The sequence below is a fragment of the Rhodococcus sp. OK611 genome, from assembly GCF_003050885.1.
Taxonomy (GTDB): Bacteria; Actinomycetota; Actinomycetes; order Mycobacteriales; family Mycobacteriaceae; genus Rhodococcus_G; species Rhodococcus_G oryzae.
In genome coordinates, this window is the sequence record NZ_QAOZ01000012.1 from 69621 (window position 1) to 82488 (window position 12868).

10 protein-coding genes are annotated in these 12868 nt (G+C 69.8%); 8 read left to right on the top strand and 2 right to left on the bottom strand.

All coding sequences use genetic code 11. From position 1 onward, the window contains the following. The first annotated feature begins 62 nt into the window (after positions 1-62). The 3 genes from C8K38_RS16280 to C8K38_RS16290 all read left to right on the top strand — a co-directional run bounded on the left by C8K38_RS16280 (position 63) and on the right by C8K38_RS16290 (position 1945). Complete coding sequence (locus C8K38_RS16280; protein WP_097212611.1) at positions 63-740, top strand: hypothetical protein; 678 nt, start codon at positions 63-65, stop codon at positions 738-740. Between the two features lie 23 nt (positions 741-763). Further along, complete coding sequence (locus C8K38_RS16285; protein ID WP_097212481.1) at positions 764-1255, top strand: DUF6153 family protein; 492 nt, start codon at positions 764-766, stop codon at positions 1253-1255. Between the two features lie 66 nt (positions 1256-1321). Continuing rightward, positions 1322-1945: a DUF305 domain-containing protein gene (locus C8K38_RS16290; RefSeq protein ID WP_097212482.1), complete on the top strand. Its 624-nt coding sequence runs from the start codon at positions 1322-1324 to the stop codon at positions 1943-1945. 64 nt (positions 1946-2009) lie between these two features. Here C8K38_RS16290 and C8K38_RS16295 read toward each other — a convergent pair whose 3' ends face one another. Then, positions 2010-3896 carry an HNH endonuclease signature motif containing protein gene (locus C8K38_RS16295; RefSeq protein ID WP_179800602.1) on the bottom strand — a complete coding sequence of 629 codons (1887 nt, stop codon included), beginning with the start codon at positions 3894-3896 and terminating at the stop codon, positions 2010-2012. Positions 3897-4011: 115 nt separating this feature from the next. Between C8K38_RS16295 and ccsB the strand changes: the two genes are divergently transcribed. Continuing rightward, positions 4012-4986 (top strand): c-type cytochrome biogenesis protein CcsB, encoded by a 975-nt coding sequence (ccsB, locus tag C8K38_RS16300; protein ID WP_097212484.1) that lies wholly within the window; start codon positions 4012-4014, stop codon positions 4984-4986. On the opposite strand, the gene C8K38_RS16305 is transcribed toward ccsB, so the two are convergent. After that, complete coding sequence (locus C8K38_RS16305; RefSeq protein ID WP_179800603.1) at positions 4983-6161, bottom strand: YbfB/YjiJ family MFS transporter; 1179 nt, start codon at positions 6159-6161, stop codon at positions 4983-4985. The two genes, ccsB and C8K38_RS16305, sit on opposite strands and share 4 nt — an antisense overlap. A 112-nt stretch (positions 6162-6273) precedes the next feature. On the opposite strand from C8K38_RS16305, the gene C8K38_RS16310 reads away from it, so the two are divergent. From C8K38_RS16310 to C8K38_RS16325, 4 genes are all read left to right on the top strand, one after another. Beyond that, entirely contained in the window at positions 6274-7131 is an 858-nt protein-coding gene (locus tag C8K38_RS16310; protein WP_097212486.1) for an LLM class F420-dependent oxidoreductase, read from the top strand. Between the two features lie 72 nt (positions 7132-7203). After that, positions 7204-8157, top strand: coding sequence for an ABC transporter ATP-binding protein (locus C8K38_RS16315; protein WP_097212487.1), 954 nt, complete (start codon positions 7204-7206; stop codon positions 8155-8157). Then, complete coding sequence (locus C8K38_RS16320; protein ID WP_097212488.1) at positions 8154-8915, top strand: ABC transporter permease; 762 nt, start codon at positions 8154-8156, stop codon at positions 8913-8915. The genes C8K38_RS16315 and C8K38_RS16320 overlap by 4 nt, the downstream gene beginning before the upstream one ends. Positions 8916-8959: 44 nt before the next feature. Then, positions 8960-12787 (top strand): ABC transporter ATP-binding protein, encoded by a 3828-nt coding sequence (locus tag C8K38_RS16325; RefSeq protein WP_097212489.1) that lies wholly within the window; start codon positions 8960-8962, stop codon positions 12785-12787. The last annotated feature ends 81 nt before the right edge of the window (positions 12788-12868 follow it).

Sequence of the window (12868 nt, forward strand, 5' to 3'; positions counted from 1 at the left end):
AGGCCGACCGTTGGACAGGAGTTCGGCCGCGGACGGTGCTGGCCGTGAGGGAGGGGAAGACCATGGCGGACAAGCTGGGACGCATCGAGCAGGTCATCGTGTCGCTGCTCGACAACGGCGCCAAGCTGCAGGGACCCGCGATCCAGAAGTACGTGGACCGGGTTCGCCGGGCCCATCCCGACGAGAATCCCCAGCAGATCGTCGAGCGGATGGAGAAGATCTTCCTCACCGCGGTGACCGGTAGCGGCGGCGCGGTGGGCGCCGCCGCGGCGGTGCCCGGCATCGGCACGGTCGGCTCCATCGCGGCGGTCGGCGCGGAGTCGGTGTTCTTCCTGGAGGCCTCGGCCCTGTTGACGCTGGCGATCGCCTCGGTGCACGGCATCTCGGTGCAGCAGCACGAGCAGCGCCGGGCGCTGGTACTCGCGGTGGCGCTGGGCGCCTCGGGCATGGAGATCGTGGAGAAGGCCGTCGGCGCGACCACGAAGAACTGGGGCTCACTCATCACCAATCGGCTCCCGGCGCAGACGATGACCGGGATGAACCGGACGCTGATCCACAAGTTCGTCACCAAGTACGCGGCCCGCCGGAGTGCGCTGATCCTGGGCAAGCTGGTACCCGCGGGCATCGGAGCGGCGATCGGCGGCACCGGCAACCGAGTGATCGGCAAGGGCGTGATCAACAACGCGCGCGACGCCTTCGGGCCCGCACCAGCGCGGTGGCCGCTGGAGCTCACTACCTGACCCCCGCAGGGTATGGTCTAGGCATGGACCGGCTCCGCCTCGCCCCGCAGCGCGCCGCACTCTCGTGCGCGCTGCTGCTCGGCGCGCTGGTGTTCGGCCTGCTGGCGATGCATCACGTGGCGGCGGCAGTGAAGGAGACCGGGCAGGCGCACGGTTCGCGGGTGGCAGTCAGCGCGCCTGCGATGGACATGCATGGGGCGATGGTTCGATCCGCGTCCACCGACATGGCAGCCGATCGGCAGCCATCACATGCCGAGACCTCAGCCCCTGCGGCCGCGCCCTCGGACCAACAGCCGGCCGACCACACCGGCGGCCACCACATGCTCAACGCGTGCGTCGCCGTCCTGCTCTCGGCGGTGCTGCTGGCGATGTCCCTCATCGCGTTCGGCCTCCCGTCGGGCGCGGGCACCCGGATGCGCCGCGGCCGGTCCGCGGTCACCTATACCGGTCGCGGGCCACCGTTTGCCGTGCCCACCTCGAATCGCCTTGCCACCTTGTGCCTTCTGCGGGTCTGACAGGGCCACTGCGTCGTGCTCGACGCAGTTCGGCCACTGTCCCACTCGAAAGACCAAGGAAGAACGATGAACACACGTACCAAGACCACCGGCATGATCGCAGCGGCCGCTGCCGCCGTCGCACTGATCGCGGGCTGCTCCAACGACGACTCCGGATCCGGCCACTCGATGGATTCGATGGGCTCGATGTCGATGACCTCGAGTGCGGCGCAGTCCGCGTCGTCGGGCACGCACAACAACGCCGATGCCATGTGGGTGCAGATGATGATCCCGCACCACCAGCAGGCCGTGGAGATGGCGGCGCTGGCCGAGGGCCGCACCGAGAATGCGGAACTGCTGGCGCTGGCCGGCCAGATCAAGGCCGCCCAGGACCCCGAGATCGTGCAGATGACGGGCTGGCTCGCCGAGTGGGGCGTGCCGACGATGGCAGCCGACATGAGCCACGCCGATATGGGCCACGGCGACGGGATGATGACCGCGGAGCAGATGACGCAGCTCGAGCAGTCGTCGGGAGCCGATTTCGACCGGGCCTGGCTGGAGATGATGATCGCCCACCATCAGGGCGCCGTGGATTCCTCGTCCGCGATCCTGACTGACGGACAGAGCGAGCAGGTGCAGGAGCTCGCGAAGAAGATCATCGCCGGCCAGCAGGCCGAGATCACCCAGATGAAGACGATGCTCGGGCAGTAGTCGCGCGCGAGCCTCACCGCGAACGTCCCCGTGGTCACCCTGGTGGCCGCGGGGACATTCGCGTTCAGAACGGTGGCGGCACTGGTGGTGTTTCCGGTTTCGGCAATGGGGTGTGGCCGCGGTGGCCCGTGATCCGTGGCGCCGGAGTGTGCAGGGTGTGGCTGCCGTGGGCGCCCGCGGGAAGGGTCAGGGCGGTGGTGCCAGCGCGGGAGGTCCAGAGCATTGCGTGGCCGGGTAGTGCGGTGACGGTCCAGAGGCCGAGGGTTTTGAGTTGGTGGTGGAACTGGCAGAGGCAGTGCAGGTTGGTGGCGATGGTCCAGCCGCCGGTGATCGGGTCGTGGGGCCGGTATTCGATGATGTGGTCGAGTTGGCATCCGGCGGCGGGGCGGGTGCAGCCGGGGAATCGGCAGTGTCCGTCGCGGGCGTGGACGAGTGCGGTGGTGGCGGCGTCGGGGCGGTAGGTGAGGGCACCGTCGGGTGGGGCGGTCAGGCCGCCGTGTCCGTCGGGGTGTTCCGGTCGGGCGAGGGTGGGGTCGGCTTCGATGGCGGCGAGGATCGCGTCGGTGATGGTGCCGATGCTGGTCGGGACCGATGGGTCGGGCGGCATCGGTGAGGCGCTGCCGTCCGGCGGTGTCGGGTGCTGATGCTCGCTGCTCGGTGGTGATGCGGTGCAGGGTCGCGGCACGGGGAGCGTCCCGAATTCAGGGCTGTAGCCGGCCTTTCGGCGACTGCCGCGGGCGAGGTACGAGCGCACGCAGAACCGCGGCGGTAGCGGTGGTGGCGGTGCATCGGGGCCAGGTGGTTCGGCTTTGATGCGGACAAACTTCTCGCTATGCGTTTCGGTTTCGGGTTTCTCGTCGGTGTCGGCGACTGACTCCGGCACCGGTTCCGGCGCAATGTTTTTGACAGTTCCTGTGGCCGAGCGTTCGCCGTCGCCGTCGACATCACTGGCGGCGGCCTCGTCATGGGCGATCAGGCCAAGCTCCTCGGCCAGGTTCAGTGCCTCGGTGAGCAGCGCCTGCCACGTCCCATCCGCGGCCAGCCTGCGGGCCAGCTCCGGATCGATCAGCCCATGCCCATGCAGATACGCCGGCTCGGACAACAACCCCACCAACGTCGCGACGTCCATGGTGACCTGGGTCAGTGGCGCCCGCCGCCCCGGCAACGCCGCCCTGCCCGCCTGCGCGCAGTCGACGCGCTCGCAGCTGCACCGCAGATACGGCTCGCCATGCATCATCGCCAACACCGCATCCACCAACCGGCACCGCTTGCCGCGCTTGTCATGCGGACAGACCGTGGCCGCGAACTCGGCGACCAATTGCATCACCTGCTCGGCCTCCTCCGGCGACACATTCACCTCGATGGTGGAGATGGTGCCGCGGGAACGCTTGACGATGCGGCGCCCCAACTCCTGTGCGGTTTCCCGCTGCGCGGCCGCCTCCTCCGCCGAGAACTCCGAGACGAGCCGGCCGATCTCCCCGGCGAGTGGGCCCGGCGTCAGCTGCCGTGCGGCCGCCACGATCCCCGGCTCCAACGCGGCCACCGTCTCCGGCTTCAGCCCCGTCGTCTCGCGACTGATCGCCCGCACCCGAGGCAGATCCAACTCACCGGATTCGAATGCGGCACGCGCCAGGGGCAGCCGCGACCGCAGGTCCATCCCCAGTGAGGCGTGAGACTCCGCGACCGTCTTCGAGCAGCCCATCCGCACCGCCAACTCGGCGACCGCACCGTTGCCACAGTCCACGATGTCACCCGACCCCAACCGGACATCGCGCTCGATCCACGACTCCCAGAACCGACCCGCCGCCAACACCTTCCGCGCCGCGAACCGATTCTCCGCCCGACACGACCTAACGACCTCGTCGAGGGCGGCGACGTCGGCCAGCAGCGAGGCGGCCTCCGCCTCCACACCGGACCTCACCTCACCGACCCCGCCACCGTTCTCGAACATACATTCGATTATACGCCGAGGGTCCGACATAGATCAGGACTTGCACGAAGCCAAACCCAGCGCGCCCAGTCGTCTACTATCCACCGTAGTAGCCGATGAGTTGCGAGGGGGCTTCATGCCGGTCAACACCACACTGGCGCAGTACAGCGATTTCGCATTCGCGTCCGCGTTCGCGATCTACGTTCTTGCTCTGGGTCTTTCGGCATTCGAATTTGCGGGCACTTCCGTTCGCCCCCGCACCGCAGCGGACGCCCTTTTGCGGGCTGTGGCCACTGTCGGCGCATCAGCCCCGGATATGCCTGGGCGAATCTCGACCTCGGACAGCACCCGCCCGCCCAGCGAGAGAGCTGGACGTGCCGCCATCGCCCTCACGCTCGTTGCCCTGACACTGAACGTGGCCGCGATCGTCCCGCGTGGCCTGGCGACCGATCGCTGGCCGCTGGGCAACCTCTACGAGTACGCACTGTTCCTGTGCGCAGCGACTGTCGTGTGCTGGCTGGTCGCCGTACGGAAGTACCCGATCCGCAACCTGACGGTGTTCGTACTCGCTCCGGTGGTCGTACTCCTGTTCATCGCAGCATCGGCGATGTACAACGACGCCGCTCCCCTCGTGCCGGCGTTGCGCTCCTACTGGATCGCCATCCACGTGACAATCATCGTGTCCGCCTGCGGGATCCTCACGTTCGCCAGCACAGCCAGCCTGCTCCACATCGTCGCCGTCCACGGACACGCCAACGACCGCGGCCCGAAAGCCTGGATCGCCAACCGACTTCCATCCGCAGAACTGCTCGATCGGGTCGCCTACCGCACGACCATCGTCGGCTTCCCGCTCTACTCCATCGGAGTCATCTGCGGCGCGATCTGGGCCGAAGCCGCATGGGGACGCTTCTGGGGCTGGGATCCGAAGGAGACCGTTTCCTTCATCGCGTGGGTGCTCTACGCCGCCTACCTACACGCGCGAGCTACTAGCGGGTGGGGGACCCTTCGCGCGTCGTGGATCAACGTCGCAGCCCTCGCCACCACACTGTTCAACATGTTCGCCATCAACTTCGTCGTCTCGGGCCTGCACTCCTACGCAGGACTCAACTAACGCGCGACCACCTGCTCCGACTCCGGCACCTCCACCCGGGCAGAACGGAGCAGCGGCACCAAGAACGCCAACCCGAGCACCAGGATTCCTGCCGCCACGGCGAGCGACCGTGAGTACCCGGTGTCGAGCAACGGGGCCACCATCAGCGGGCCGAGCACCTGGCCGAGCCCGTACAGCGCCGTTCCGATCGCGGGGGCACGCGGGCCCACCAGCTCGGTGCCCTCCGCGAGCGTCAGCATCACGATCCCCATGAAGGTGCCGCCGAAGGCCAGCGCCGCCAGCAATTGCACCGCCGTCGCATCGAACAGGGCCGAGGCCGCTACCCCGATGATCTGGACAACGAACGCCACCGCGAGCATCGCTACCCGGGAGTGCCTGCGTGACAGCCTGATCCACAGCACGCAGGACGGGAGCCCCGCAAGCCCGACCGCGATCCACACCGCGCCGCCCAGCCAGGTCGCCGTGCCGATGGAGGCCACCGCGGCGACGATGAAGGTGGCGGACACGATGTAGCCGATGCCCTCGCAGAAGTAGGCGGCCATCAGCCAGGCGAATCGCGTCCGGTCCCGGCGCGATACCGGCGACTGTCGGCCCACCGAGGTCGCGGTCGCGGGGTCACCGCCGGGCAGCGACCACGCGAACAGGGCCAGTACCGCCGCCAACGCGGCCACCACCAGCCAACTCACCCGCCACGACCCGCCGGACCCCAACGCGAGAAGCGCGCAGCCGGACAACGCGATTCCGGCCCCGATGCCACCGAACACCCAGCCGACACCGTCCCCGCCGCCCCTGACCTGCTGGTGCGCCACCCGCGCGGTGAACACGAACAGCACCGCGCTGGCGACGCCGGCCAGGAACCGCAACGTCAGCCACAGCGACATCGACTCTGCCGCCGGCATCAGCGCAAGCGTCGCGATCAGCAGGACAAGCGAGACCCGCAGCGCCGCCCTGCTCCTCGGAATCCAGTGCGCGAAGATCGCCGCCACCGCACCCACCAGGTAGCCGAGGTAGTTCGCCGTCGCCAGCGTGGCCGCGGACTCCGCGGTCAGCTCCGTCTGACCCACCATCAACGGCAGGATCGGCGTGAACGCGAACCGGCCCAGCCCCATGGCGACGGCCAGCGTGAGGCTCGCGCGCAGCACGAGCAGCCGATCCTTGCCCCCGGTAACCACCATGACCAGCAGGTTACGACCCTCCGAGAATCGCCGAATCAGCTGCCGGAATGAACTCCGGCGACGCGGGGTTGCGCAAAGCACCCCTATGGCAAGCCAATCGGACGGAGAGCCCATGAGCGTCATCGAAGAAACCCCCGACCTCGGCCGAATCGGTGTGTGGCAGCCCGCATACTTCGCGACTCCCGAGTTCGGTCAGGCGCTGGAACGGCTGGGTTACGGCACCATCTGGCTCGGCGGCTCCCCGCCCGCGGACCTGAAGACCGCAGAGTCCCTGCTCGACGCGACCACCGGTCTCACCGTCGCCACCGGGATCACCAACATCTGGGTCTCCCCCGCCGCCGAGGTCGCCGCGTCGTTCCACCGACTTGAGGCGCGCCACCCGGGCAGGTTCCTGCTCGGCATCGGCGCCGGTCATCCCGAGCACTCCGGACAGGTCTACGCGAAGCCCTATCAGGCACTCGTCTCCTACCTCGACGAGCTCGACGCGGCCGGAGTCCCCGCCGGGCGCCGCGTCCTCGCGGCCCTCGGGCCGCGCGTGCTCAGGCTCGCGGCGGACCGCACCGCGGGCGCGCACCCCTACCTGACCACCCCGGAGCACACCCGCGAGGCGCGCGAGTTGCTCGGCCCCGAACCACTTCTCGCACCCGAGCACAAGATCGTGCTCGACACCGACGCCGCGGCCGCAAGGGCGATCGGCCGCCCCGTCGTGGAGAACCCGTACCTGCACCTACAGAACTACATCGCGAACCTCACCCGGCTCGGATTCACCGAGGCCGAACTCGCCGACGGCGGCAGCGACCGGGTGATCGACGCCCTCGTCGCGCACGGCGATGCCGCCGCGATCGCCGCCCGGCTCACCGAACACCTCGACGCGGGCGCGAACCATGTCGCCATCCAGGCGCTCCCCGTCGACGGCGACCAGCTGCCCGCCCTCACCGCGCTCGCCGTCGCGCTCGGCCTGCAGAACTGAAACCACGCGGGAGATCCACCCACCCCTCCCTCCGCGGATAGGCTGGCGCCCATCACGGAGGGAGGGCACGGCATGAGCGCAGGGGGACACCCGGCGGCACTCGAGGCGATCGGACTGTCCAAGCAGTTCAAAACCGTTGACGCCGTATCGGATCTGAGCTTCACCGTGCCGCAGGGATCGATCACCGGGTTCCTCGGCCCGAACGGCGCAGGCAAGACCACCACGCTGCGCATGTTGCTAGGCCTGGTGCGGCCGACCGCGGGCACCGCCACCATCGCCGGCGTGCCGTTCGCGGCGCTCACACAACCCGCGCGCGTGGTCGGCGCTGTTCTCGATTCGCTTAGCCTGCACCCGAACCGCACCGCGCTCGGCCATCTCCTCGTCTACACCGCCGCGACCGGGCTCCCCGATTCGCGCGCCCGACAGGTCCTGGCGCTGGTCGGGCTCGAACAGGCCGCACACCAGAAGGCAGGCACCTTCTCGCTCGGCATGCGGCAGCGGCTCGCGCTGGCCACCGCCCTGCTCGGCGACCCCCAGATGCTGGTCCTCGACGAACCCGCGAACGGCCTCGACCCCGAGGGCATCGCCTGGCTGCGCGAGTTCCTCAAGGCATTCGCCCGGTCCGGCCGCACGGTCCTGGTCTCCAGCCACATCCTGCGCGAGGTGGAGCAGACCGTCGACCGCCTGGTCATCGTGAGCGAGGGCCGCCTTGTCTACCAGGGCGGCATCGATGACCTTCGGCGTTCTCGCCAGGGCCGCATCCTGATCGCGGGATCCGATCCCGCCACCCTTGCGATCGCCCTGGCCGCCAACGGGATCACCGACGCGCAGGTGCTGCCCGACGGCCGCCTGGCCGTCACCGGCGCCGAACTCGACACGATCGCCGCCATCGCACAGCCCGCAGGCGTGCGCATCTTCGGCGCCACCGCCGAGCCGGTCGACCTCGAGCAGGTGTTCCTGTCGATGACATCCGGCCGGTACGCGGCCGACTACCAGCCGGGCCAGCACTACGGAGGTCCCCGATGACCGCGCTGCTCACCGCGGAACTCCGCAAGGTCACCACCCTGCGCTTCTGGTGGGCCCTGGCGATCGCACCGCTGGCGGTCGCCCTGTTCGCCGGAGCGATCTTCGCGGCGGTCGACGACACCCTCACCACCATGGACGCCGAACTCACCACCAGCGCGGCGAACGTCGGGCTCTTCATCACCATCGGCTGGGTGGCCCTGTTCGCCGGCCTCTTCGGCGCGGTGAACGCGGGTACCGAATTCCGGTACAGCACACTGACTCCCACCTTCCTCATGGCCTCGGACCGGGACCGGGTGCTCGCCGCGAAACTGATCGTGACGGCGGCCTTCGGCGCGCTGTACGCGATCGCGGCCATGGCGCTCGCGGCGATCTGCCTGACGGCGTTCGGCGGCGCACTGGAATTCGACGGCTCGTTGGCGGAACTGTTCGCCGCCGGGGTGCTGACGTCCATCGCCTGGTCGCTGATCGGGGCCGGGCTGGGACTGGCGTTCGCCTCCTCGATCGGCGCGGCGATCGCGCTGCTGGCCTGGTACCCGGTCGGCGAGATGATCGTCGGCGCGATACTCGCCGGGTTCGGTGCGGGATCGGTCGCGGCGTGGTTGCCGGGCGCGCTCACCCTGTCCACCGTGCTGGGCGCGGCCACCGACGGGCTCTCGGACACCGCGCCGTGGCCGCTCGCGCCGATCGTGCTGCTGGCCTGGGCCGCACTGTCGGCCGGCCTCGGCTGGTGGCTGACGCGAGCCCGCGACATCACCTAGCCCTGAGGCGTCCGCGTCGGACCCCGGGGCTACCGTGGATTTCGATGGTGACCTCGGAGAGCAAACGCGGCTGGATACGTCGGCTGACGGCCGAATGCTGGGCCCACCGGACCGTCGTGCTCGGCGCACTCGCGGTCACGGTGATCGCCGCGATCATCGACATCTCGTTCCCGCTCCTGACCCGGATCGCGATCGACGACGCCACCAGCGGCGCCACCGAGATGATCGCGACCGTGGCCGCGAGCATCGCGGCGCTGGCCGTGGTCCGGTTCGGATGCCAGTTCGGCCGCCGGATGCTCGCCGGCCGGCTCTCCATCGATGTGCAGCACGACCTCCGCCTCGGTCTGCTCAGCTCGCTGCAACGCCTCGACGGCGCGGGCCAGGACCAGATCCGCACCGGACAGGTGGTGTCCCGCTCGATCACCGATCTACAGCTGGTGCAGGGCCTGCTCGCCATGGTCCCGCTGTCCGCGGGCGCGCTGATCCAGTTCCTGCTCGCGGTCGTGGTGATGGCCTACCTCTCCCCCCTACTCACCGTCGTCGCGCTGCTCGTGGTGCCTGCGGTCTCGCTCGTGGTCTGGCTGATCCGACCCAAGCTGTACGCGGCCACCTGGTCCGCCCAGCAACGCGCAGCCGACCTCGCGCAGCACGTCGAGGAGACCGTCACCGGCGTCCGGGTGGTCAAGGGGTTCGGCCAGGAGGCCAGGGCGGTGCAGCGCCTCGAGGGCCTCGGCCGCGACCTCTACGCCGAACGGATGCGGGCCGCCCGGATCAACTCTCGCTTCGCTCCGACCATGGCCGCGCTGCCGCAGCTCGGGCTGGTCGGGGTGATCGCCCTCGGCGGCGCGTTGGCGCTGCAGGGCTCGATCTCGGTGGGCACCTTCCTGGCGTTCGCGACCTACGTGGCGACGATGTCGAACATCAGCCGCCTGCTGTCGTCGGTGGTGATCATGGCCCAGCTGTCGCGGGCGGCGGTCGAACGCGTCTACGAGGTGATCGACACCGAGCCCTCGGTCGCGGACCCGGCGCACCCGATCCCGTTGCCCGCCGGGCCGATCGGGGTCCGGCTGCGCGGGGTCACCTTCGGCTTCGAGTCCGGCCGCGAGGTGCTTCGGGACCTGGATCTCGACATCGCTCCCGGCGAGACGGTGGCCGTCGTTGGCCGGGCCGGATCCGGCAAGACCGCGCTGTCGCTGCTGCTCCCCCGCTTCTATGCGCCCACCGAGGGCAGCGTGGGACTCACCTCGGACGGACAGGCCATCGACGTGGCGGACCTGCGGGCCGATCAGCTGCGCGAGGCCGTCGGGTTGGTCTTCGACGAGCCGTTCCTGTTCTCCGACACCATCTCCGCGAACATCGCGCTCGGCCGCTCCGACGCCAGCGCCGAGGAGATCGCGATCGCCGCGAAGATGGCGCAGGCCGACGAGTTCATCGAGGCGCTGCCCGACGGCTACGACACCGTCGTCGGCGAGCGTGGTCTCACCCTCTCAGGCGGCCAGCGCCAGCGGGTCGCACTGGCGCGCGCGCTGCTGGTCGATCCGCGGCTGCTCATCCTCGACGACGCCACCTCCGCCGTCGACGCGGCCACCGAGGCCGCGATCTTCGACACCCTGCGCTCCCAACGCGACCGGACCACGCTGATCCTGGCGCACCGGCGCTCGACGCTGACCCTGGCGGACCGGGTCGCCGTCCTCGACGAGGGCCGGATCATCGACAGCGGGACGATCGCCGAGCTCGACGAGCGCTGTCCGTTGTTCCGGGCGCTGCTCGCCGACCCGGACCCGGAAGGCGCGCACTCGGACCCGACGCCGGTGCCGACGGGGCCCGAACCCACCGACACCCAACTGTGGCCCGAGACCGTGCCGTCCACCGAGTTCGACGCGATCGTCTCCGAGAACCCGGCCGCGTCCGCGGGGCACGGCGGCGCCCCCGGCCGCGGCGGAGGGGGTGGCGGAGGCGGAGGGCCGATGGCGGGCGCCCTCGGCGATGTCGCGGCGACCCCCGAGCTGCGGGCCGCGGTCGAGGCGCTGCCGCCAGCGGTCGAGAACCCCCGGATGGACGACGCCGGCCTCCGCAGGCCCGATCCCGACTTCCGGTTGTCCTCGCTGCTGCGGCCGGTCCGCTGGATCCTCGCAGCGGTGGTCGTCAGCCTCGCGCTCGATTCGCTCGCGGGTGTGCTGTTCCCGTCGATCGTGAAGTTCGCCATCGATCACGGCGTGGTCCCCGACCAGCCGTCGGCGCTGTGGTGGGCCACCCTCGCGGGGGTCGCGCTGGTGGCCACCAACTGGGTGGTGGTCGCGGTGATGACGGTGATCACCGCCCGCGCGGGCGAGAAGGTCCTCTACGGCCTGCGCGTGCGCAGCTACGCCCACCTGCAGCGGCTCGGACTCGACTACTACGAGCGCGAGCTGTCCGGCCGGATCATGACGCGGATGACCACCGACGTCGACGCGCTGTCGTCGTTCCTCCAGACCGGCCTGTCCACCGCCGTGGTCAGCGTGCTGACCGTCGTCGGCATCTCGGTGGCGCTGCTGCTCACCGATGTCGTCCTCGCGCTCGTCGCCCTCGCCGTGGTGCCGCCACTGATCGTCGCCACCCTGATCTTCCGGCGGGTGTCCTCCGTCGCGTACTCGGTCTCCCGCGAACGCATCTCCATCGTGAACGCCGACTTCCAGGAGAACATCGCCGGCCTGCGCGCCGCCCAGGCGTATCGCCGTGAGGACTTCGCGGCGGAACGGTTCGCCGCCAGGGCGGACAGCTACCGCCACAGCCGGATGCGCTCGCAGCTCGCGATCTCGATCTTCTTTCCGTTCATCACGCTGCTCTCCGACCTGGCACTCGCCGCCGTGGTCCTTGTCGGTTCGCGCGAGGTCGCGAGCGGCGACGCCACCGCGGGGACGCTCGTCGCGTTCGTCCTCTACCTGGGGCTGCTGTTCGGTCCCATCCAGCAGCTCTCGCAGGTGTTCGACGGCTACCAGCAGGCGAGCGTCGGCCTCACCCGCATCGGCGACCTGCTGCGCACCTCGAGTTCCATCGAGACCGCCAACCAGCCCGACACCGTTCCCATCGAAGGCCACCTGCGCGGCGACGTCTCCTTCGGCGCCGTGAGCTTCCGCTACAGCGGTGCCGAACGGGAGGCGCTGAGCGGGGTGGATCTGCGGATCGAGTCCGGCACCACCGTCGCTCTCGTCGGCAAGACCGGCGCGGGCAAGTCGACGGTGGTCAAGCTGCTCGCCCGGTTCTACGACCCGAGCACCGGTTCCGTTCGCGTCGACGACGTCGACCTGCGCGCCTATCCACTGCACCGATACCGCGGCCGCCTCGGTGTGGTCCCACAGGAGGCGCACCTCTTCTCGGGGGACGTGGCGAGCAACATCGCCTACGGGAAACCCGACGCCACCCGTGACGAGATCGTCGCCGCGGCCCGCGCGGTCGGGGCGCTGCAGACCATCGCCGGATTCCGGGGCGGGATGTTCCAGCCGATCGGGGAACGCGGCCAGGGGCTGTCGGCCGGGCAGCGACAACTGATCGCCTTGGCCCGCGCCGAGCTGGTCGACCCCGACCTCCTGCTGCTCGACGAGGCCACCGCGACGCTCGATCCCGCGACCGAGCGGACCGTGCTGGAGGCGGGCCGACTGCTCACCCGCAGGCGGTCCGCGGTCATCGTGGCGCACCGCCTTGCCACTGCCGCCCAAGCCGACCTCGTGGTCGTGATCGACGACGGGCGGATCGTGGAGAAGGGACGGCATCGCGATTTGCGGCGTGCCGGTGGTCACTATGAGCGGCTCTGGGATGCAGCGCAGAGCCAAGAAGGGAATAATTCGCGGGGACTAACCGTCATCGATAGTAGTGAACCCGGCGGCCTGAAGTGATGTACTTCACTCGGCGGGCGCCCGGTGCGCGCTCGTCACAGATGGGGTCTAGCCTCAGGTCTATCCGCGCTGATCTGGGAC

Coding starts and splice junctions, on each gene's coding strand:
- C8K38_RS16280 (WP_097212611.1), top strand. CDS start 63: ATGGCGGACAAGCTGGGACGCATCGAGCAGGTCATCGTGTCGCTGCTC.
- C8K38_RS16285 (WP_097212481.1), top strand. CDS start 764: ATGGACCGGCTCCGCCTCGCCCCGCAGCGCGCCGCACTCTCGTGCGCG.
- C8K38_RS16290 (WP_097212482.1), top strand. CDS start 1,322: ATGAACACACGTACCAAGACCACCGGCATGATCGCAGCGGCCGCTGCC.
- C8K38_RS16295 (WP_179800602.1), bottom strand. CDS start 3,896: ATGTTCGAGAACGGTGGCGGGGTCGGTGAGGTGAGGTCCGGTGTGGAG.
- ccsB (WP_097212484.1), top strand. CDS start 4,012: ATGCCGGTCAACACCACACTGGCGCAGTACAGCGATTTCGCATTCGCG.
- C8K38_RS16305 (WP_179800603.1), bottom strand. CDS start 6,161: ATGGTGGTTACCGGGGGCAAGGATCGGCTGCTCGTGCTGCGCGCGAGC.
- C8K38_RS16310 (WP_097212486.1), top strand. CDS start 6,274: ATGAGCGTCATCGAAGAAACCCCCGACCTCGGCCGAATCGGTGTGTGG.
- C8K38_RS16315 (WP_097212487.1), top strand. CDS start 7,204: ATGAGCGCAGGGGGACACCCGGCGGCACTCGAGGCGATCGGACTGTCC.
- C8K38_RS16320 (WP_097212488.1), top strand. CDS start 8,154: ATGACCGCGCTGCTCACCGCGGAACTCCGCAAGGTCACCACCCTGCGC.
- C8K38_RS16325 (WP_097212489.1), top strand. CDS start 8,960: ATGGTGACCTCGGAGAGCAAACGCGGCTGGATACGTCGGCTGACGGCC.